Genomic DNA, 20,266 nt, shown 5'->3' with positions numbered 1-20,266 from the left:
GCTGAGCCGTTACTGCCGCTTGGCGACCAAAGTTAGGATGTCGTAGCTGGCGACTAGTTCATCATGTTGATTGGTCACCGCCACGTCCCACATCACCACGCCTTGCGGGTGGCCGTCGGGAGATGCCCGACCCTGGTCAATCTTACGCTTACAGGTGAGGCGGGCGCGGATGGTGTCGCCAACCAGCACAGGCGTAATAAAGCGCAGCGTATCCAGGCCGTAGTTCGCCAGTACGGGACCTTCGCCTGGGTAAACGAACAAACCAGCAGCTGCCGACAGCACAAAGTAGCCGTGGGCAATGCGTTGGCCAAATTGGGTCTCTTTAGCGGCAATGTCGTCGAAGTGCATGTAGAAGTGGTCGCCGGACAGGCAGCCAAAATTGACGATGTCGGCTTCAGTGACGGTGCGGCGGTGGGTTAGCAGCGACTCGCCAACCTGCAGGTCATCGAAATGGCGGCGGAACGGATGGATATCGTTCTCGATCACCTTCGCGCCACGCACATATTCCCCTGTGACTGCCGCGAGCATGGTCGGAGAGCCCTGGATCGCGGTGCGTTGTAGATAGTGGTGAACAGCACGAATGCCACCAAGCTCCTCGCCACCGCCTGCGCGGCCGGGCCCGCCATGCTTGAGCATCGGTAGCGGAGAGCCGTGACCCGTGGACTCCTTGGCTGCCTGGGCATCCAAAATCTGCAGGCGGCCATGCTGGGCGGCCAGCACAGGGATCATTTCAGCAGCAATAGCGGGGTCTTTGGTGGTCAGCGTGGTTACCAAGCTGCCCTTGCCCTTGGCGGCGATGGTCAAGGCTTCGTCAATGCCGCGATAAGGCATTAGCGTGGCGACGGGGCCAAAGGCTTCGATGTCGTGGGCGCCGCCGTCGTTCAGTGGCTGGCGGTTGATCAGTAAGTGGGGAGAGATGAATGCGCCGTTTTCCACCTCCTGGCCAACAGGCTTGAAGCTGCCGTCTCTGCCAAAGACGCACTCACTGGTTTCTAGCAGCTGTTCGATTGCATGATTAACGTCTCTCAACTGGTCACGGGAAGAGAGTGCGCCCATGCGCACGCCTTCTTGATGAGGATCGCCGACGACGATGTTGGCAAGGCGCGCTGTGATTGTGTCTGCCAATGCATCGAGATGCTCGGCGGGCACTAAAATTCGGCGGATCGCGGTGCATTTCTGGCCTGACTTAGCGGTCATCTCTTTGACTACTTCTTTAGCAAAGATCTCGAACTCTTCGTCTTGCGGGCTAATATCTGGCGCCATAATCGCGCTGTTGAGCGAGTCTGCTTCGGCGTTGAACGGAATGCTCTTGGCCATGATATTCGGGTGGCTTTTCAGCATTAGGGCAGTGCTTGCCGAGCCGGTAAAGGTGACAAAGTCCTGCTCATCCAGGTGGTCTAGCAGGTCACCGGCTCCACCAATCACCAGTTGCAGCGCACCTTCCGGTAGCAGGCCAGAATCATTGATGACGCGTACGGCTGCTTCGGTCAGGTAGCTCGTCGCAGTGGCCGGTTTAAAGATACACGGCATGCCTGCCAGAAAGGCGGGCGCGAACTTCTCCAGCATACCCCAGATAGGGAAGTTGAACGCATTGATATGCACCGAGACGCCGCGACGGGGTACCAGAATATGGGTGCCGTTGAAGTGGTTCTCTTTGCCTAATTGCGTCACTGGGCCTTCATGGGCCACATTGCCGGAGGGCAGTTCCTTACGACCAGTGGAAGCGTAAGTGAATAGGGTGCCAAAACCACCGTCGATGTCGATCCAGGAGTCGGCCTTGGTGCAACCGGTATGGTGAGAGATGGCATAGAGCTCACGCTTACGCTCTTGGATATAGGCGGCCAGCGCCTTAAGAATGGCGGCACGCTGCTGGAAATCCAGTGCCAGAATGTTCTTCACACCGGTGTTTCGGGCGTACGCCACTGCTTCGCGGAAATTGATCTCTTCTTGATGGGTATGCGCAACGGTGGTGCCGTTAATAGCGCTGACAAGGGCTTTGGACTCGGTTTGTCCGAACCACTGGCCTGCGATGTAACTTTGCAAAACTGGCATTGTGTGTTCTCCCGCCTGTCTTGTGGGTATAAGGATAAACAAAGCCGACGCAGTCGCCGGCTTGGAAGTAGGTGGGCTAAGGGTTATACCTCGTCAAAATCGAGCACGACCTTGCTGCTGATCGGGTAGCACTGGCAGGACAGTACGTAGCCGGCATCTATTTCGTAATCTTCCAGGGCGTAGTTGGCGTCCATTTCCACCTCACCTTCAATCACTTTTGACTTACAGGTGGAGCACACGCCCGCCTTGCATGAGAACGGCAGGTCGGCGCCGTGTTCGTTACCCGCATCCAGAATATTCTGGGTATTGCGTGGCAGGTTATATTCGATAGTGCGGCCGTCGATAATTACCTTGATATGTGAAGTTTCAGCCTCAAGCTGATCGGCTCTGGCCGCCTGGCGGCGTTTGGCACCTGCTGTTGGCAAGCCAGTAGTGAACAGCTCAAAGTGCACCTTCTCCTTTGGCATTCCATGTTGGCTCAGGACGTCGCGCACGATCTCGGTCATCTCGTGCGGGCCACAAATAAACGCGGCGTCGAGCTTGGGCACGTCTACCCAGCGGTCAAACAGAGCGTTGCACTTATCGGCGTCGATACGACCGTTGTAAAGATCGATTTCATGCTGCTCGCGGCTAAATACATAGATGATATTGAGGCTTTCGAGATAGCGATCTTTGAGATCCTGCAAGCGTTCGCGAAACAGTGTGCCCGTGGTGGAGCGGTTGCCATAAATCACCGTAAAACGGCTTTTTGGCTCGCTTTCCAACGTAGTGGAAACAATCGACATGATGGGGGTGACGCCACTGCCTGCGGTCACCGCCAGATAGTGCCCTTCACGACTGGGGTCGAGAGGCACGAAGAACTTGCCCTGAGGCGGCATTACTTCCAACTGCTCCCCAGGCTGCAGTTGCTGGTTGGCAAAGGTTGAGAAGCTACCGCCTGGGACCAGCTTGACGGCGACTCTTAGCTCATGTTCGTGAACGCCAGTGCAGATTGAATAAGAGCGGCGGACATCCTCACCTTCGATGTCGCGGCGCAGTGTCAGGTACTGCCCTTGGGTAAAGCGGAAGGCGTCCAACAGATCGTCGGGAATATCGAAAGCAATGGAAACGGCATCATGGGTTTCCTTGCGTACATCCTTGACGGTCAGGGCGTGAAATCGGCTCATGGGAAATGGTCTCGTCGTTTTACAGACACTTGAAATAATCAAAAGGCTCCAGGCAATCGCGGCAGCGGTAGAGCGCCTTGCAAGCCGTAGAGCCGAATTCGCTGACGCGTTCGGTTGTGTTGCTGCCACATAACGGGCAGGGCACTACCGGGTCAGACTGGCCCGTCAGGCTGCGCTTGCTGGCGCTCCCTACCGGCGGCGCGATGCCGTAAGCGCGCAATTTTTCGCGCCCGGCGTTGGTCAGCCAATCGGTGGTCCAGGCAGGTGAAAGGCGGCGCTGAATCAGCGGGTCTGAGTAGCCAGCGGCCACCAGCGCTTCATGAATATGCTGTTCGATAACTTCCGTCGCCGGACAGCCGGAGTAAGTTGGCGTCACGTTGACCGCCAACCGACCGTCCACCCAATCGATATCGCGCACAATTCCCAGCTCAACCACGCTGACGACCGGCACTTCTGGGTCTAGCACTTGCTGTAAAACCGCCAGTACGGCGTCGACATCGCCTTTTTCACCGGCGGGTGGCAGTCCGCGTCGGTCGCTGCCAATCAAGTCACTTGAAGGCCAGTCATCAGGCCTGTTATCGATAGGCCCATCACTGATAGGAGCCGGCGGTGGGTTACCAGACGGTTGCATCGGGATATGCCCTCGGCAGGTATTGCATTTCCGCCAATAGAAAGCCCAGGTGCTCGGTGTGATGGCCGACTTTGCCGCCGGTATACATCCAGGCGTCGTAGGAAGGCCGCTCAAGCGTGGCTTCCTCAAGCACCTCTTCCACCGTCGCTTTCCAGCGAGCGGCAATGGTGTCAGGGTCAGGCGCGATACCAGCCTCAATCATGGCCTGATCAATCTCGTCGACCTGCAATAGCTCGCCGGTGAACTGCCAGAGGTTGTCGAGTGCGCGCTGCATACGGGTGTGGCTTTCTTCGGTGCCATCGCCTAGGCGAATCACCCATTCAGAGGAGCGGCGTAGGTGGTACGTTGCTTCTTTGAGTGATTTGGCAGCCACTTCGGCAATTCGCGGGTCGCTGGACTCGGCCAAGCCATCCAGTAGATGAACGTGCCAAGCATCGAACAAAAACTGACGTCCCATGATATCGGCGAAGTCACCGTTGGGCTGCTCGGTGATCAACAGATTACGAAAGTCCTGGGCATCGCGGCGAAAGGCCAGATGATCGGCATCGATCTTGTCGGCCGCCATCAGTTCAGAAGCATAGTCAAGCCAGTTGCGTGCTTGCCCGAAGAGGTCGAGCCCTACATTCATTAAGGCCAGCTCTTCTTCCAACGCAGGCGCCTTGCCGCATAGCTGTGCGTGGCGCTGGCCAAGCACCAAGGCGTTGTCGCCAAGGCGTAGCAGGTAATCGGTCAACGGGGTTTGTGTTTTTTGAGCAGTGTTCTTTTGAGCCATGTTTTGCATCACAGCCTCCCTTACATGTGGCCGACTTCTTTCGGCAGTTTGTAGAAGGATGCGTGGCGATAGACCTTGTCGTTAGACGGGTCAAACAGCGGTTCTTTCTCATCGGGAGAAGACGCGGTGATTTCGCTGGCCGGAACCACCCAGATGCTCACCCCTTCATTACGACGGGTGTAAAGCTCACGGGCATTTTCGATTGCCATGCTGCGATCAGCGGCGTGTACGCTGCCGACGTGCTTGTGGTTAAGGCCGTGCTTGCTGCGTATAAAAACTTCGAAGAGGGGCCAGTCAGCCATGAGAGATGCCTCAGTGGTCAGAGGAGCCCCGTAATGCGGGGCTTCCGATTGTTTTAAAAGTCAGGCGGCTTTGCGTTGACGTTTGGCGGCATAAGCCACGGCGGCTTCACGCACCCAGGCACCGTTATCGATGGCACTGCGACGTGCTTCGATGCGCTCGCGGTTGCAGGGGCCGTTGCCTTTCACGACGTCGAAAAATTCCTGCCAGTCGATTTCACCGAACTCGTAGTGACCGGTCTCTTGGTTATATTTGAGATCCGGGTCTGGGGCGGTGCAGCCCAGCAGCTCTAGCTGCGGTACGGTTTGGTCGAGGAAGCGCTGGCGCAGCTCATCGTTGCTGTGGCGCTTGATCTTCCAGGCCATCGATTGGGCGCTGTTGGGTGAGTTCTCGTCAGATGGCCCGAACATCATTAGCGATGGCCACCAGAAGCGATTGATGGAGTCCTGCACCATGGCTTTCTGGTCGTCAGTGCCCTCTTGCATCATGGTCAACAGAATTTGATAACCCTGGCGCTGATGGAAGCTCTCTTCCTTGCACACGCGAACCATGGCGCGCGCGTAGGGGCCGTAAGAGGTGCGCTGTAGCGGTACCTGATTGACGATGGCTGCGCCGTCGACCAGCCAGCCGATGGTGCCCATGTCCGCCCAGTTGAGCGTTGGGTAGTTGAAGATACTGGAGTACTTGGCGCGGCCATCGTGAAGCTTGTCGATCTCTTCGTCGCGGTCGGCACCCAGAGTTTCCATGGCGCTATAGAGGTACAGGCCATGACCCGCCTCATCCTGAATCTTGGCCATTAGCTGCAGCTTGCGCTTAAGGGTCGGCGCACGTGTCAGCCAGTTACCTTCCGGAAGCATACCGACGATCTCGGAGTGCGCGTGTTGAGAGATCTGACGGATCAACGTCTTGCGATAGTCGTCCGGCATCCAATTCTTGGGTTCTATTTTAATTTCATCATTGATGCGCTCCTGGAACTGGCGTTCCTCAGGGCCCATCTCATCAAGCGTTTTGAGTTTGTTAGAACCGGTTTCAACGAGCTGCGCGTACATAAGACCTCCGCGGCATCGGACTATCAGGGAGTGTGATTTATCTTGCTTGAAGTATAGTGACACAAAATATTTTATCAATAACTATTTTTGTGTGTCACTTTAAGACTTTGTGATTACGGATAAATTTAATATTGTTGATTTGTAAATAAAAAATGATTCTTGATAAGTGATTCTTAATGTTCTGTGTTTTTTAATAAAAGCTGGTTATTTAAAATGAAAAAGCCCTTGCAGGGGAGCTGCAAGGGCGTGGCTCTAGTACCTCTTTCTATGACAATACTAGCGAAGATCCTTGACGCGTCTGGCCTTGCCCAGCGAACGCATCACGGTCTCTACCTGGCACACTTCAACCTGGGTGCTAATGCCGATGTACGTCTTGATAGCATGCTGAAGCTGTTTCGCTGCTTGTTCACAAGCTACTGGATCGCGGGCGATGTCATGATGAGTTGCCTCTACCCGCACAAGCACCATATCCATATTGCCTTGGCGACTAACTTCGATCTCATAGTGGGGTGAAAGCGACGCAATCTTGAGCAGTTGCTCTTCGATCTGGGTGGGGAACACGTTTACACCGCGAATGATCAGCATGTCGTCGCTACGGCCAGTGATTTTGTCGATACGGCGCATGGGGCGCGCGGTGCCCGGCAGCAGACGAGTCAGGTCGCGGGTGCGGTAACGAATCACCGGCAGGCCTTCTTTGGTCAAGGTGGTGAACACCAGCTCGCCGTATTCGCCGTCTGGCAGCACATCACCACTGACCGGATCGATGATCTCGGGGTAGAAATGATCTTCCCAGATGGTCGGGCCATCTTTGGTCTCCAGGCACTCCATGCCCACGCCCGGGCCCATTACTTCAGAGAGGCCGTAAATATCGAGGGCGTCGATGCCCAAGCGCTGCTCCAAGGCCGTGCGCATGCTATCGGTCCAGGGTTCGGCACCGAAAATGCCGGTGCGCAAGGGTAGCGTGCGTGGATCGAGGCCTTGGCGCTCCATCTCGTCAGCGATGTTGAGCATATAAGACGGCGTGACCATGATGATGTCCGGCTGGAAATCACGAATTAACTGAACCTGTTTCTCAGTTTGGCCCCCCGACATGGGGATGACCGCGCAGCCCAGCCGCTCGGCACCGTAATGGGCACCCAGCCCGCCGGTAAACAGCCCGTAGCCATAGGCCACATGTACCTTGTCATTACGGCTGCCACCAGCAGCGCGGATCGAACGCGCCACCACATCGGACCACACATCAATATCCTTCTGGGTGTAGCCCACCACCGTGGGTTGCCCGGTGGTGCCGCTGGAAGCGTGAATGCGAATGATCTCACTCATCGGCGTGGCCAACATGCCAAACGGATAGTTGTCGCGCAAATCGGCCTTGGTGGTGAACGGCAGTTTGGCGAGATCGTCAAGCGACTGAATATCGTCAGGATGTACGCCGGCCTTGTCGAAAGACTGGCGGTAGAACGGCACATTGTCGTAAGCGTGCTGCAAACTCCACTTCAGGCGCTTGACCTGAGTGGCGCGCAGCTCGTCGACGCTGGCGGTTTCCAAAGGGTCGAGAGTAGCAGTGTCGATACGCGTAGCGGGCTGATTCATCAGGGTCTCCGGTCAAGCAAGTTGTTATTGGGCTACGTTTTATGAACTTTGCTCAGGGTGAGGGGCTTATAAGCGCTCAATGATCAGAGCAATGCCCTGTCCGACACCAATACACATGGTGCATAGCGCAAAGCGCCCTTGCCGACGTTCGAGTTCATGCAGGGCGGTGGTCACCAATCGAGCGCCGCTCATGCCCAGCGGGTGGCCGAGTGCAATGGCTCCTCCGTTGGGGTTGACGTGTTCGGCATCGTCGCTCAGTCCCAAGTCACGCATGACCGCCAAGGCTTGAGCAGCAAAGGCTTCATTAAGTTCGATAACGTCCATTTGGTCGAGGGTAAGCCCGGTCTGGGCGAGTACCTTACGGGTAGCGGGAGAGGGCCCGAACCCCATAATGCGTGGCTCCACGCCAGCAGTGGCCATACCTACCACTCGAGCGCGAGGCGTGAGGCTGAAACGTTCAGCCTGCTCGGCAGATGCCATCAGCAGCGCACAGGCGCCATCGTTAACCCCTGAGGCATTTCCCGCTGTCACACTACCGCCGTCGCGGAAGGGAGTGGGAAGCTTGGCAAGCTGCTCGGCGGTCGTAGTGGCGCGCGGGTGCTCATCGGTATCCACGATCAGCGGGTCTTGTTTGCGGCGGGGTATTGCGACGGGAACGATCTCTTCAGCAAGGCGGCCAGCCTCTATGGCGGCGGCAGTGCGTTGCTGGCTGCGCAGGGCGAAGGCGTCCTGGTCTTGCCGGGAAATGCCAAACTGCTCCGCCACGTTTTCAGCGGTTTCGGGCATGGAGTCCACGCCGAATTGGGCTTTCATGGCGCGATTGATAAAACGCCAGCCGATGGTGGTGTCGAAAATATCAGCTTGGCGTGAGAAGGCTTGCTCGGCCTTGCCCATCACAAAGGGCGCCCGCGACATCGACTCTACCCCACCAGCGATCATCAATCCCGCTTCGCCGGTTTTAATGGTGCGGGCGGCATTGCCTATCGCATCCATGCCTGAGCCGCACAGCCGGTTAATGGTGGTGCCGGGCACCTCGACCGGCAGCCCTGCCAGCAGCGCGGACATGCGCGCCACGTTGCGGTTATCTTCACCCGCCTGGTTGGCGCAGCCATAAAAGATATCGTCAATCAATGACCAGTCGACGCTTGGGTTGCGTTCCATCAGGGTGCGCATCGGAATGGCGCCCAGGTCATCGGCACGCATGCTGGAAAGTGCGCCGCCGTAGCGGCCTATCGGGGTGCGAATGGCATCAATGATCAGCGCGTCTTTCATAGGTTATCTCCAGCAGCGGTATTTTCTGCGTCAGTATCTTCCAGGCGGCGTACGCTGCCGCGAATTTTGTAGGAACGCCCGCGGAACAGGGCAACGGTATCGCCGTGCTGATTGCGCAACGTAATGTCGTAAATGCCGGTGCGCCCACGGCGGCTGCGCTCTTCGGCGGTGGCGGTAATCTCGTCGCCTAGCTGGCCAGGGCCGAGGTAGTCGATACTGCAGCCAGCGGCGACGGTGGCTTCATCGTAGCTGTTGCAGGCAAACGCAAAGGCGGAATCGGCCAGGGTAAATAGAAATCCGCCATGGCAGTTACCGTGCCCCTGCACCATGTCTTGACGCACGGTCATGGTCAGTTCGGCGAAGCCGGGGGCCACGTGGGTAATCCGCATGCCCAGCCCTTGGCTGGCATGGTCACGGGAAAACATTGCGTCGGCACAGGCTTCCGCCAGCTGTTGCGGGGTCAGTTGGGAATCACTCATGAAAGCTTTCCTCGCTCAAGGCGTTGCGCCGCAGCAGAAACGAGCTGCGATAGCGCTGTTCGCCATAGCTCTGCTGTAGATGCGTAAGGGTGCGGTGAACGAAGGGCAGACCCAGAGAATCAGCCCAGGCCAAGGGGCCGCGGGGGTAGTTGACGCCAGCCTGCATGGCCAAGTCGCCATCCTGGGCGCTGCAGACACCCTGCAGTACGGCGTCGGCAGCTTCATTGGCGAGCATGGTCACGCTGCGCAGTACCACCAGCCCAGGGGTGTCGGTTAGCCAAGCCACGTCTATCCCCAAGCGTTGGAAGAACGCCGTTGCCAGTTGGCGAGCTTCGGAGGATGTGGTGTGGTTGGCAGCAAGTGCGATGGCGCTGGCGTTGCGGTAGTCCAGGCAGAGGTCGAACAGTATCAGGGCGTCGAGCCCTTCATTGACCGCGCGCTCGGCGGCGCACCGCCCATCGCTAAGGGCCAGCGCCAGATCGCCCAGATATAAGCGAGGCGCGCCGTCTGGCTGGAGCGATTCGCGACGAATTACGTCGAGCCCAGCTTCCTGGGCGCGCTCCAGCAGTGGAGCGATCACGCCAGGGTCGCCCTGTACGACAAGTGCGGGTAGTTCCGCGTTTGCTGGTGCCGCAAACTTAGGTTGTGGCTTCGCAGCGTTTTCACCCGCATAGTCAAAAAAGCCTTGGCCGGACTTACGCCCCAGGCGTCCGGCTTCCACCAGCGCTTGCTGTACTAAGGAAGGCTCGAAACGGGTATCGCCGTAGTAGGCATCGAACACCGAGCGGGTCACGGCGTAGTTAACGTCATGACCGATTAGGTCCATCAGCTCGAAAGGCCCCATGCGAAACCCGCCCGCCTGGCGCAGCAGCGCATCGATGGTAGCGGCATCGCTGGCACCTTCCTGCAGCAGGCGCAGCCCTTCGGCATAGAACGGCCGTGCCACGCGGTTAACGATAAACCCTGGGGTGGAGCTGGCGTGCACCGCGACCTTGCCCCAGGCAACGGCAGTGGCGTACAGGGTTTCAGCAACCTCGCTGGTGGTCGCCAAGCCCGACACCACTTCCACCAGCTTCATGATGGGGGCGGGATTGAAGAAGTGCATTCCCGCCATGCGCTCTGGGTGTTCAAGGTTCGCGGCAATGGAGGTAATCGATAACGACGAGGTATTGCTAGCGAGCAGGGTATCCGCTGAGCATAGCGCTTCCAATTGGGCGAATACCTGACGCTTGATCTCAAGATTTTCGACGATAGCTTCGATAACCAAACGGCTGTCGGCTAAGGCATCGATAGCATCGGCGGGCTGCAGGCGAGCAATAATGTTACCCACATCCCCTTGGCTCATCTTGCCCTTGGCAACACGCTTTTCCAACTGACGACGAATGTTATCAATGCCCGCTTTGGCAGCGCCGGGTTGTTTGTCATGCAGAATGACCGGGTGGCCAGCCTGGGCGGCAACCTGAGCGATACCGGCACCCATGGCGCCTGCGCCGATCACGCCAATAACGGCGGACGTGGGGAGGGCTGACATCTCACTCTCCCTTGAAGGTCGGACGACGTTTCTCGATAAAGGCGCTGACGCCTTCGCGGTAATCTTCCGTGCGTCCGGCTAGGCGCTGCAGATCACGTTCCAGGTCGAGCTGTTCGTTGAAGCTGTTATCGCTGCTGGCGTGCAGGGCGCGCTTGATCAGTGCCAAGCCGCGCGTCGGTTGAGTGGCCAAATGGCGAGCCATGTTCATGGCTTCTTCCTGTAGCGCCTCATCCTCGACGCAGCGCCAGATCATGCCCCACTGCTCGGCGGTCTCGGCGGGGAGTTTGTCACCCAGCATTGCCAGCCCCTTGGCGCGCGCCATGCCGACCAAGTTAGGCAGTGTCCAAGTACCGCCGGAGTCTGGAATCAAGCCGATCTTACAGAAGGCCTGAATAAAGCTTGCTGAACGCGCGGCCAATACGATATCGCAAGCCAGGGCGATGTTAGCACCGGCTCCGGCGGCCACGCCGTTTACCGCACAAATAGTCGGGAACGGCATATCTTTAAGGGCGCGCAGCATAGGGTTGTAGCGCTTCTCAAGCGACTCACCGAGGTCAGGCGCTTGCTCGCCGGGCGCGACGCTGCGGTCGGAAAGGTCCTGACCGGCGCAGAAGCCTCGGCCGTTGCCGGTCAGTAACAAAGCGCGAACGCTGGCGTCCTGACGCACGGCTTTTAACGCCTTACGCATTTCGGCATGCATGTCAGTATTGAAGCTGTTCAGACTGTCGGGGCGGTTCAGCGTGATACGGGCGACGCCGTCTTCCACGCTGTAAAGCAGGGGCGCTTGGCTCATGGGGAGTATCCTTGTGTCAGTGCCCTTGAAAAGTGGCAGGTCGTTTTTCTTGGAAGGCGCGAATGCCCTCTTCGCGGTCAGCGGTGCCCGCCAGCAAGGTGAACGCATGGCGTTCAAAGCGCAGGCCGGTGGCTAGGTCAGTATCCATCGCCTTGTGTAACGATTCCCGCGCCAAGCGCACTGCCAGCGGAGCCTTGGAAGCAATGCGTGTTGCAATGGCCATGGCGCGCTCTAGGGTTAATTCGGGCTGGGTAATTTCGCTAATCAGGCCAGCTTCGAGGGCGCGGCGAGCGGAAATGGGCTCGCCAGTCAGCACCATCTGGGTCGCCAGTGATTTGCCCACCGCCCTAAGCAGGAGCTGTGTGCCACCAGCGCCGGGCATGATGCCCAGGTTGATTTCTGGCTGGCCGAACAGGGCGTTTTCGCCGGCAATGATGATGTCGGCATGCATGGCTAGTTCGCAGCCGCCGCCCAAGGCATAGCCGTTGACCGCGGCAATAATCGGTTTGCGAAAACGCGTAATGGTGGCCCAGTGGTGCTGGCGAGGATCTTCCAGCATGCCCACCAAGTCACGTTCAGCCATTTCGTTAATATCCGCACCGGCGGCAAATGCTTTTGCATTGCCGGTAATCACCACGGCGCGCACGTTGTTGTTACTATCCGCGTCGCTCAAGGTGTTGGCGAGCTCGCCGAGCAGTTGCGTATTAAGCGCATTCAGTGCTTCAGGGCGATTCAGCGTGATGCATAGAACGCCTTCCAGGGGTGGGGTTATTTTGAGCGTAGTGGGCATTGTTACCTCAGTTCGGCCTGTGGCGCACAGGATGAATATCTGCCGAGTATAGATTTATTTTGATACGCATCAATGCTGATTATTCTTTAATAACGTGTCGCTTATTGGCGGTTTTGATGATTTGTGTATTTTTAACAATGGTTTGTGTTTGTTTTTGCGAATAAAAAATCAATGCTAGACCATGGTATTAAATGCCTGGAAGTAACTAATGAAAGTCACTATAAGCCAGTTTTTATCGCGTTTTTTGATAGTGGCAAGCTACTTCTTAAGTAAGCAGTGACAGGCAAAGCGTTTGATGTTTTGTTACGGTAAAGATAGCCTTCGTTGATATAGCGTATCAAAAAAATGAGTGCAGGAGCGCCCCATGACGCAATCAGCGCAGCAGATGTTTGACCTTCACCGTGAGACTCTTAACCAGGCTGTCGGCGCCATCTCTAGGCGTGATTTTTGGACACCCTACCCAGAAAGCATGCGCAAATACCCGGAAGATGCCGTTAAAGCGGCACCATCGAGATTTGAGTCACTGCTCAATCAACCATTCACGCTTAATAGTGTGGGCAGCACCCAGCAGGTGGGGGGCGAAGTGTCACCCTATGGGTTTGAACTTGGCATTACTTATGACCAGCCAAACCCCGACGAGCTGATAGCGGCCATGCAAGTCGCAATGCGTGACTGGCGGGATGCCGGGGCTGAGGCGCGTGTAGGGGTATGTCTGGAAATCCTGTCACGGCTAAATACCATGAGCCCGGAGATCGCCCAGGCGGTGATGCATACTAGCGGCCAGGGGCCGTTAATGGCGTTTCAGGCGGGTGGGCCGCATGCCCAAGATCGCGGACTTGAAGCCGTGGCCCATGCCTGGCAGGCGATGGCGCAGATTCCCGCTACCGCAAAATGGGTTAAGCCTCAGGGCAAGCATGAACCTATCGTGATGGATAAGCGTTTTCACATCGTGCCGCGCGGTATCTCGCTGGTAGTGGCTTGTTCTACTTTCCCCACCTGGAACACTTATCCCGGCTTGTTTGCCAGTCTGGCGACAGGCAACCCGGTCATTGTTAAACCGCATCCTGGCGCTATTCTGCCAGTGGCGATAACCACACGGGTTGCTCAGCAGGTGCTTGAAGAAGCGGGCTTTGATCCCTGTCTAGTGAGTTTAGCTCCCGACACTGTGGATGCACCGCTGACGAAAACGCTGGCGCTTGATCCTGCGGTCAAGTTGATCGATTTCACCGGCTCCAATGCTTTTGGCGATTGGCTGATAGAGAACGCCACTCAGGCTCAGGTGTTCGCTGAGAAAGCCGGTGTCAACACGGTCATTATCGACAGCGTGGAAAACCTCAAAGCGGTCACAGCGAACCTAGCTTTCTCGCTGAGCCTCTATTCCGGACAGATGTGTACGACCCCTCAGGCTATTTATGTACCCAGAAACGGTATTGCAACAGCAGATGGCCCGTTAAGTTTTGACGACGTGGCGGCAGCACTTGCCAAAGCTGTCCAAGCGTTTCTGAGCGACAACGACCGCGCCTGCACGGTGCTGGGTGCCCTCCAGTCGCGGGAGACGCAAGCACGCATTGATGCGTGCCGTGACTTGGGCGACATAGCGTTGGATAGCGAGCCGCGAGCGCACGCTCAGTTCCCTGACGCCCGCATTCATACGCCGCTTATCCTCAAGGTAGATGCAGAACAGAAGGCTACTTATAGTGAGGAACGCTTCGGCCCCATCAGCTTTGTTATCGCGACTGAGAATACCGCGCATAGCATTAAGCTGGCGCGTGAGGTGATTCGAGAAAAAGGCGCGATAACCCTCGGTGCCTATACCACCGATGAGACAGTGGCCAACCAGCTCGAAGAGCTGGCGATGGAAGTGGCAACCCCGCTCTCGTTGAACCTGGATGGGGGGATATTCGTCAATCAGTCGGCTGCTTTCAGTGACTTTCACGCCACCGGCGGTAATCCGGCGGCTAATGCCTCGCTATGTAATCAAGCCTTTGTCGCCAACCGCTTTGTGGTGGTGCAAAGCCGTCGCCACGGCCAACAGAACTAACGGAGAACGTGATGCCTTTCTATCGACTTGAAGGGGTGACGCCAGTCGTGCACCCGACAGCTTATGTCCACCCGACCGCAGTGCTCATCGGGGATGTGATTGTTGGCCCCAATTGTTACGTTGGCCCCGGCGCGGTGATGCGCGGTGACTTCGGCCGTTTGGTGCTGGAAGAGGGGGCGAACCTGCAGGATACCTGCGTCATGCACGGCTTTCCTGGCTGCGTCACTAAGGTTGAGAAAGATGGCCATATTGGCCACGGCGCAGTTTTGCATGGCTGCGTGATTGGGCGTGATGCCATGGTCGGCATGAACGCTGTAGTGATGGACGGTGCCCACATAGCGGAGCGCTCTATTGTCGCGGCGGCCGCGTTTGTTAAGGCGGGCTTTGAGTGTGAGCCGCAGTCGTTAGTGATGGGAGCGCCAGCAAAGGTGAAGCGCGCGCTGAGCGACGAAGAGTTTGCTTGGAAGCAGCAGGGCACTCAAGAGTACCAGCGCTTAGTGACCCGCTGCCGAGACAGCTTGGAGCCGTGTGAACCGCTGACAGAGCTTGATGCTGACCGGCCAACCTTGCTGGCTGGTGATACACAGCCCAAGCAGCAGAGTTGTAGAGCTTAGATAAGGAATAGAGCTTAGATAAGCAGCAAGTCTTGGATCAGTCGTCACAATCATTAACTTTATACGATGTGACGACTGATAGAGCGCTCTCACTAGCGTTCATTCCAACCCGCCGAAGCGTTGGTAGAAGCTGGGGCCAGGGGCTGGTAATGGGCCCTCGGCGGTTTCTAGGTGCCGGTCTAGCCAGCGTTCTGCGCGTTCGTAGAGCAACCGATAGAGGTTGCGGCAGAGCTGATGGGCGTAGCGACCTTCCCACGCGGTGGGGAGTAGTTCATCAGGCAGAAGAGGGTCGCGTAGTTGAACCTTACGATACTCATGAATCAGTAAGGTACGGGCAATGAAACACTCTTCCTGTCCTAAATGGTTCTCTGCGTTGAGTGCATTCCATAGTGGGCGAAACTTAACCAGAAAACGCTGATACAGCTCGGCGAGTTCGTCGAGGTTCCAGCTATCTCTGACCTGCAGGCGCAGCGGCTTACTGGTCATGGGCTCCATGGCCTGTGTCTGCATCACGATCGTGTCGTCTGCCGCATCAAGCTCCTGCAAGGCCACCATGGTTTCCGCGCATGACAGCGTGGGATGTGCCAGCACGCCCTGAGCAAAACTACCAAAACCGAGCCATTCAAGTTCATCACGAATCTGCTGGCGTCGATCTGCAGGTAGCTGTGTCAGAAGCGCCAGTGTCCACTGGCCCGACCAGGGGGGCTGGGCACCGTGATAGACGCGCTTAAAGGCTTGTTCAAAGCGGCGTCGCCCGGGGCCGCTCAGGCGGTAGTAGCTGCGACGACCGACCTTCTCGCCACGTAGCCAGGTTTCATGGGTCAGCCGATAAACCGATGTGCGCACCAGCCGCTCGTTGATACCGATGGGCTCCACTAGTTTCGAGAGACTGCCGAGCCATACAGTACCACCCCGTGGAACGATAGAGTCGCCATAGACGGTAATAATTAGCGAGCCGGCGCGAATAGGCCGACGCTTCTGGAAGTCATCAATAAGCGTAGCGACGCAGTCTGTAGCTGACGACATGGTGAGTATTGATTCCCTTGACGATGAAGTTGCCGCAAAACGACAGAAAATATAGCTTTTATAGAAGATTATCGTATCACGTTTTTTTGTGACTTGGCCTGTGTCGCTGTCAGTGATTTATGAATAGTTCTTTGGTGTCGTGAAGGTTGTTGGATTAAATGTCTTGATAGAGCGCTGCATGCTTTTTTTGCAAAGATAAAAAATAGTTTAAATAGTTCACTAAGATTTAAAAAGATAAGGTGACTGTCTTGTTGTTTTTAAAGTGAGCGGCAGGGCGGTTTTAATATATTTTAATTATTAGTTTTTTATTTTTCTTAAGTGTTGGTTTGTTGTGTGGCTTTTGGCGATTGATTGATTCGAGGGTTTAGTTTGGCGTGATCGTTAGTGTCTGTTTTTATTGATAAATTTAACTTTTTTTAATAATTATAAAGTGTATGATTCCATCGCTTGTCTCGAAGCAGGAAAGGTATGTGATCAGTGTGGCTAATTAGAATCACTATTTAACATTTCTCTGATTCTGTTTGGTGCACCAACATATCACCTCTTTCCTAGAGAGGTTTTTTGTTTTCTGGCGGGTATTGTTTTTGTTTCTTATATGGCTTTTCAGCTATTGATGAGTAAAAAAACATTAACGCATGAGTAAAATTGTAAACACTCAACACTTGTTTGGCGGCGGCGTGGATATGGATGATCTAGCGGGGAAAAAAATTCTGGTAGTTGACGATGCCGAGGCAGATCGTATGCTTATTTCTTCGTATCTTTTGCACCAGGGTTGTCGAGTCTTTCATGCGCAAGACGGCATCGATGGTATTCACAAAGCGCGTCTTGTATTGCCGGATTTAATCCTGATGGACGTAGAAATGCCAGAGTGTGATGGTTATGCGGCATGTAAAGTACTAGCAAATGATCCTTTCACCGAAAACGTTCCGGTTATTTTCCTTTCAGCCTACTCAGAACCCGAGAAGCGTGTTCAAGGGTTGCTAGTAGGTGCTGTAGATTACATTCATAAACCTTATTTATTTGATGAGGTTAAATTGCGCATGGCGATTCATCTACGTAATCGGGTGCCGCAAAAAGCGTCTGCTTATAATGATCTTGATGAAGTGCGTCTAGATAGCGAACAGGCTAACCCTATTAACAATATTCTTTATCACAGTGCTCGGATTCATTTGCTGAATTCTCTATCTGATGCTCCGAGCCTACAGGAGCTGGCGCGCTTAGTGGGTACTAATGCAAAACGTCTTAATGCCGCTTTTAAAGATATGGTAGGTATGACTGTATATGAGTACCTTCGCGAAATACGTATGAATGAAGCGCGTGAACTTTTGTCTAATACCCATCTTTCTGTTAGTGCTATAGCTGCTCACGTAGGGTTTAGTAGCAGTGCGAACTTTTCAACGGCATTTAAAGAAAGGTTTGGAACATCGCCTATGAAGTTTAAGAATCAGTATCCTTCGCCAGTTAAGAGGCCAATTAAAGAGTGCCGGTGAGAAGTGAATGGCTTTATTTATAGCTTAATATTTTCAGATTTTTACTTCCTCTAAAATGAATGATAAGGAACAAAGTTAATTGTTCTAAAACCTCCGCATTAAGCAAATGCCACGTATTTTTAGTTCGGTCTGCTTGACGGCCGCAGGCAATATAAATGTCAATTAAATCAGTGATTTGTTCAAGCGATAGCTGGGCGTTAATTTCGGGGAAAGGTCGCGGGTCAATCAGCCATGCATCTGTTGTGCTTGAATGCCTCTCTAGCCACCTTACCATTGAGTGGCTGTCGGTATTGCTCAACGTTGTATGTAGCCAAAGGGTTGAGTGTTGACAGGGTGCTTCAAGTAGATGTTGGTTTTCTTTACTGTTCCTCCATTGCCCCGTTTCTAGCGTTGTGTAAGTCGGTAGCGGCGGCTAAGTGATTTTTTCATTAATAGAATTTCATGCTTTATCTGTGTTCATCGTTGATAGAGTTTAACTTGAAAAAAAACTGGCTCTGTGAGTTTGGGTGCTTCAGTAACTTAAAGCCTTGTTTTTTAATTTTTATTTTATTTAAATGGGTTTAATTTATTGTCAGTGTTAACAGTTTTTTATATTTTAAATTAATGATAATTCATTCCTGCAAATGTTATTGCCTTCCATCAAAAAAATTATTGATTAGTTAGTGATAAGGTTCGCTGAATTTAAATTAGCGAATACTTTATTTGCATTGGCTATATTACTGATTTCTCACTAATTTTTGCAGGAGTAAGGGAATGTTTCAGCGTGCGTCAACCTTCAAGCTCAAGCCCATGTCGCTTATCTTAGCAAAACAGGGGCTGGTAACCATTGCGCTTTCACTCATGGTGAGCGGTGTATGTGCGCAAGAATTACCAGCCTCTTCACGGCAATCTGCTATTGCAGGCAATGTAGCTGACGTTGTCAAAACTGCTATTGAGTACAACCCCCAGGTCAAAGCAGCATGGAATGAGCTGCAGGCGGCTGAGCATGATGTTGATGTAGCACGTGGAAACTACCTGCCCTCTATTGATGCGACCGCTGGTGTGGGGCGGGCTGACCGTGAAGTAGATGGAGTCGGTAGCTATTCAACCAGTTTTGCTGAATTAACGCTTAACCAGATGATTTGGGACGGATTTGCGACTCGTAATGAAGTTGAACGGCTAGATCGCGCAAAGCTGGTTAGTTATTACGAATTGTTAGGTGCCAGTGAGAACGTCGCATTAGAGGCAGTGCAAGCCTATCTAGATGTGGAACGTTATCGCGAACTGGTTCGCTTGGCTCAGGAAAACTACCGTCAGCATCAGCGTGTTTATCAGCAAATCGAAGAGAGGGTTCAGAATGGAGCAGGCAGAGGCGTTGATTTAGAGCAAATTACAGGTCGCTTAGCATTGGCTGAGTCGAACCTAATGACGGAAGCATCTAATTTGCATGATGTTTCTGCACGGTATTTGCGAGTTGTCGGCCAATTACCAACAGACAGTTTAGCGCCTATGCCAGGGTTTGAGGATGACTTGCCTCCATCGGTGACTGAGGCAGTTAATTTGGCTTTTGAAGGTAATCCTGAATTCCACGCTGCCATTGAAAATATTGAAGCCAGCCGAGCGCAACAAGAGGCTACTCGCGCTGCCTTCCAGCCTCGCCTAGATCTGCAAGGACGCACAGGCACTTACGATAATACTGACAATACTCCTAATCCTCGCGGTAGTCAGGATCGCCACAGTATAGAACTAGTAGCCAGCATGAATTTATATCGTGGTGGAAGCGATATGGCGTCATTCCGCGCTGCAGGTGATCGAATTGAGCAGGCGGTTAATCAGCGTGAGAATGTTTGCCATAATATTCGTCAAACAACGCAAATCGCTTTTAATGATTCTCGCCAATTGCGTGAACAGCTGAATTATATTAATCAGCATCGGTTATCCAGTGACCGTGTTCGAGGTGCTTACCAGCAGCAGTTCGATATTGGTGAACGTACGCTGTTAGATGTTCTTGACAGTGAAAATGAGTACTTTGAAGCAAGTCGTGCCTACGTAAATGCTAAGCAGAATGTGCTAGAGGCGGATGCCCGCACGCTGGCGTCTATGGGGCAACTGATGTTGACCCTCGACGTTGTACGTGAAGGAACCCCTACGCTTAACGAACTTGATAGTGATGGTGTCAGTATCAACCCAGATGCCATCTGCCCTGTCACTCATCCTGCTACTCCCTCATTAGCAGAGCTAACTAATAGCTACGGGAACACACAAGCCCCGGTAGCTACACCCGATATGGTGCTGTCAGCCGATGCACTGTTTACAACGGGTAGTGCCGAACTTAACTCAGGGGCGCATGCTGAGTTGTCCTCATTTGCTCAAAAAATTCGTCAAATGTCTTCAGTAAATCATGTGGTTGTTACTGGCCATACTGATAGCAGCGGTACTAATGCATTAAATGCCTCCCTCTCTGAGCAGCGTGCTCGTAACGTCGCTGACTACCTCATCGAACAGGGGATTGATCCAAATATTGTGCAAGTGCGTGGTTATGGCTCCCGCCAACCGGTTGCTTCGAATGCGACTGTTGATGGCCGCCGAGAAAATCGGCGCGTTGAGATAACGCTAGATATTTCAAACAGCTAAGCACTTGTTCAAAAGGCTCCTTCGAATGTTGGAGCCTTCATAGGATCTTTGGGGGGA

At 54.3% G+C, this 20,266-nt stretch carries 17 protein-coding genes; 4 read left to right on the top strand and 13 right to left on the bottom strand.

Annotated features, from left to right (window positions below; translation table 11 throughout):
* Positions 1–9: 9 nt before the first annotated feature.
* The 12 genes from paaZ to NDQ72_18525 form a co-directional block, all read right to left on the bottom strand.
* Positions 10–2,052, bottom strand: coding sequence for a phenylacetic acid degradation bifunctional protein PaaZ (gene paaZ / locus NDQ72_18580; GenBank protein WKD28018.1), 2,043 nt, complete (start codon positions 2,050–2,052; stop codon positions 10–12).
* Positions 2,053–2,135: 83 nt separating this feature from the next.
* The gene (gene paaK, locus NDQ72_18575) at positions 2,136–3,218 is read right to left on the bottom strand and encodes a phenylacetate-CoA oxygenase/reductase subunit PaaK (protein WKD28017.1); all 1,083 of its coding nucleotides are present in this window, start codon (positions 3,216–3,218) and stop codon (positions 2,136–2,138) included.
* 19 nt (positions 3,219–3,237) lie between these two features.
* Positions 3,238–3,849 carry a phenylacetate-CoA oxygenase subunit PaaJ gene (gene paaJ / locus NDQ72_18570; protein ID WKD28016.1) on the bottom strand — a complete coding sequence of 204 codons (612 nt, stop codon included), beginning with the start codon at positions 3,847–3,849 and terminating at the stop codon, positions 3,238–3,240.
* Complete coding sequence (gene paaC / locus NDQ72_18565; protein ID WKD28015.1) at positions 3,833–4,630, bottom strand: phenylacetate-CoA oxygenase subunit PaaC; 798 nt, start codon at positions 4,628–4,630, stop codon at positions 3,833–3,835. Before paaC (NDQ72_18565) ends, paaJ begins: the two co-directional genes overlap by 17 nt.
* A gap of 11 nt (positions 4,631–4,641) precedes the next feature.
* The gene (paaB, locus tag NDQ72_18560) at positions 4,642–4,923 is read right to left on the bottom strand and encodes a 1,2-phenylacetyl-CoA epoxidase subunit B (protein WKD28014.1); all 282 of its coding nucleotides are present in this window, start codon (positions 4,921–4,923) and stop codon (positions 4,642–4,644) included.
* Positions 4,924–4,983: 60 nt separating this feature from the next.
* Positions 4,984–5,970 carry a 1,2-phenylacetyl-CoA epoxidase subunit A gene (paaA, locus tag NDQ72_18555; GenBank protein WKD28013.1) on the bottom strand — a complete coding sequence of 329 codons (987 nt, stop codon included), beginning with the start codon at positions 5,968–5,970 and terminating at the stop codon, positions 4,984–4,986.
* 276 nt (positions 5,971–6,246) lie between these two features.
* Positions 6,247–7,560: a phenylacetate--CoA ligase gene (gene paaF, locus NDQ72_18550; protein ID WKD28012.1), complete on the bottom strand. Its 1,314-nt coding sequence runs from the start codon at positions 7,558–7,560 to the stop codon at positions 6,247–6,249.
* 66 nt (positions 7,561–7,626) lie between these two features.
* On the bottom strand, positions 7,627–8,832 hold the full coding sequence (pcaF, locus tag NDQ72_18545) for a 3-oxoadipyl-CoA thiolase (protein ID WKD28011.1): 1,206 nt from the start codon (positions 8,830–8,832) through the stop codon (positions 7,627–7,629).
* On the bottom strand, positions 8,829–9,311 hold the full coding sequence (gene paaI, locus NDQ72_18540) for a hydroxyphenylacetyl-CoA thioesterase PaaI (GenBank protein ID WKD28010.1): 483 nt from the start codon (positions 9,309–9,311) through the stop codon (positions 8,829–8,831). Before paaI ends, pcaF begins: the two co-directional genes overlap by 4 nt.
* Complete coding sequence (gene paaC / locus NDQ72_18535; GenBank protein ID WKD28009.1) at positions 9,304–10,842, bottom strand: 3-hydroxyacyl-CoA dehydrogenase PaaC; 1,539 nt, start codon at positions 10,840–10,842, stop codon at positions 9,304–9,306. Before paaC (NDQ72_18535) ends, paaI begins: the two co-directional genes overlap by 8 nt.
* 1 nt (position 10,843) lies before the next feature.
* Entirely contained in the window at positions 10,844–11,635 is a 792-nt protein-coding gene (gene paaG / locus NDQ72_18530) for a 2-(1,2-epoxy-1,2-dihydrophenyl)acetyl-CoA isomerase PaaG (protein WKD28008.1), read from the bottom strand.
* 16 nt (positions 11,636–11,651) lie between these two features.
* A complete protein-coding gene (locus tag NDQ72_18525; protein ID WKD28007.1) occupies positions 11,652–12,425 on the bottom strand; it encodes a 2,3-dehydroadipyl-CoA hydratase in 774 nt (257 codons plus the stop codon).
* A 364-nt stretch (positions 12,426–12,789) separates the two neighbouring features.
* On the opposite strand from NDQ72_18525, the gene paaN reads away from it, so the two are divergent.
* Positions 12,790–14,466, top strand: coding sequence for a phenylacetic acid degradation protein PaaN (gene paaN / locus NDQ72_18520; protein WKD28006.1), 1,677 nt, complete (start codon positions 12,790–12,792; stop codon positions 14,464–14,466).
* Between the two features lie 11 nt (positions 14,467–14,477).
* On the top strand, positions 14,478–15,080 hold the full coding sequence (gene paaY, locus NDQ72_18515) for a phenylacetic acid degradation protein PaaY (GenBank protein ID WKD28005.1): 603 nt from the start codon (positions 14,478–14,480) through the stop codon (positions 15,078–15,080).
* A gap of 99 nt (positions 15,081–15,179) precedes the next feature.
* Here the strand turns inward: paaY and paaX are convergent, their stop codons facing one another.
* On the bottom strand, positions 15,180–16,106 hold the full coding sequence (gene paaX, locus NDQ72_18510; protein ID WKD28004.1) for a phenylacetic acid degradation operon negative regulatory protein PaaX: 927 nt from the start codon (positions 16,104–16,106) through the stop codon (positions 15,180–15,182).
* A gap of 635 nt (positions 16,107–16,741) precedes the next feature.
* Here paaX and NDQ72_18505 point away from each other — a divergent pair.
* Positions 16,742–17,596: a helix-turn-helix domain-containing protein gene (locus NDQ72_18505; GenBank protein ID WKD28003.1), complete on the top strand. Its 855-nt coding sequence runs from the start codon at positions 16,742–16,744 to the stop codon at positions 17,594–17,596.
* A 753-nt stretch (positions 17,597–18,349) separates the two neighbouring features.
* The gene (locus tag NDQ72_18500; protein ID WKD28002.1) at positions 18,350–20,209 is read left to right on the top strand and encodes a TolC family outer membrane protein; all 1,860 of its coding nucleotides are present in this window, start codon (positions 18,350–18,352) and stop codon (positions 20,207–20,209) included.
* Positions 20,210–20,266 lie beyond the last annotated feature (57 nt).

Source organism: Halomonas sp. KG2 (genome assembly GCA_030440445.1).
Lineage (GTDB): Bacteria > Pseudomonadota > Gammaproteobacteria > Pseudomonadales > Halomonadaceae > Vreelandella.
Note: the sequence above shows the minus strand (reverse complement) of the source record. Positions and strands in the feature narration are given on the sequence as shown.

Excerpts from the sequence above, each read along its gene's own strand:
- paaZ (WKD28018.1), bottom strand. The coding sequence starts at position 2,052 with ATGCCAGTTTTGCAAAGTTACATCGCAGGCCAGTGGTTCGGACAAACC.
- paaK (WKD28017.1), bottom strand. The coding sequence starts at position 3,218 with ATGAGCCGATTTCACGCCCTGACCGTCAAGGATGTACGCAAGGAAACC.
- paaJ (WKD28016.1), bottom strand. The coding sequence starts at position 3,849 with ATGCAACCGTCTGGTAACCCACCGCCGGCTCCTATCAGTGATGGGCCT.
- paaC (WKD28015.1), bottom strand. The coding sequence starts at position 4,630 with ATGCAAAACATGGCTCAAAAGAACACTGCTCAAAAAACACAAACCCCG.
- paaB (WKD28014.1), bottom strand. The coding sequence starts at position 4,923 with ATGGCTGACTGGCCCCTCTTCGAAGTTTTTATACGCAGCAAGCACGGC.
- paaA (WKD28013.1), bottom strand. The coding sequence starts at position 5,970 with ATGTACGCGCAGCTCGTTGAAACCGGTTCTAACAAACTCAAAACGCTT.
- paaF (WKD28012.1), bottom strand. The coding sequence starts at position 7,560 with ATGAATCAGCCCGCTACGCGTATCGACACTGCTACTCTCGACCCTTTG.
- pcaF (WKD28011.1), bottom strand. The coding sequence starts at position 8,832 with ATGAAAGACGCGCTGATCATTGATGCCATTCGCACCCCGATAGGCCGC.
- paaI (WKD28010.1), bottom strand. The coding sequence starts at position 9,311 with ATGAGTGATTCCCAACTGACCCCGCAACAGCTGGCGGAAGCCTGTGCC.
- paaC (WKD28009.1), bottom strand. The coding sequence starts at position 10,842 with ATGTCAGCCCTCCCCACGTCCGCCGTTATTGGCGTGATCGGCGCAGGC.
- paaG (WKD28008.1), bottom strand. The coding sequence starts at position 11,635 with ATGAGCCAAGCGCCCCTGCTTTACAGCGTGGAAGACGGCGTCGCCCGT.
- NDQ72_18525 (WKD28007.1), bottom strand. The coding sequence starts at position 12,425 with ATGCCCACTACGCTCAAAATAACCCCACCCCTGGAAGGCGTTCTATGC.
- paaN (WKD28006.1), top strand. The coding sequence starts at position 12,790 with ATGACGCAATCAGCGCAGCAGATGTTTGACCTTCACCGTGAGACTCTT.
- paaY (WKD28005.1), top strand. The coding sequence starts at position 14,478 with ATGCCTTTCTATCGACTTGAAGGGGTGACGCCAGTCGTGCACCCGACA.
- paaX (WKD28004.1), bottom strand. The coding sequence starts at position 16,106 with ATGTCGTCAGCTACAGACTGCGTCGCTACGCTTATTGATGACTTCCAG.
- NDQ72_18505 (WKD28003.1), top strand. The coding sequence starts at position 16,742 with ATGAGTAAAATTGTAAACACTCAACACTTGTTTGGCGGCGGCGTGGAT.
- NDQ72_18500 (WKD28002.1), top strand. The coding sequence starts at position 18,350 with ATGTTTCAGCGTGCGTCAACCTTCAAGCTCAAGCCCATGTCGCTTATC.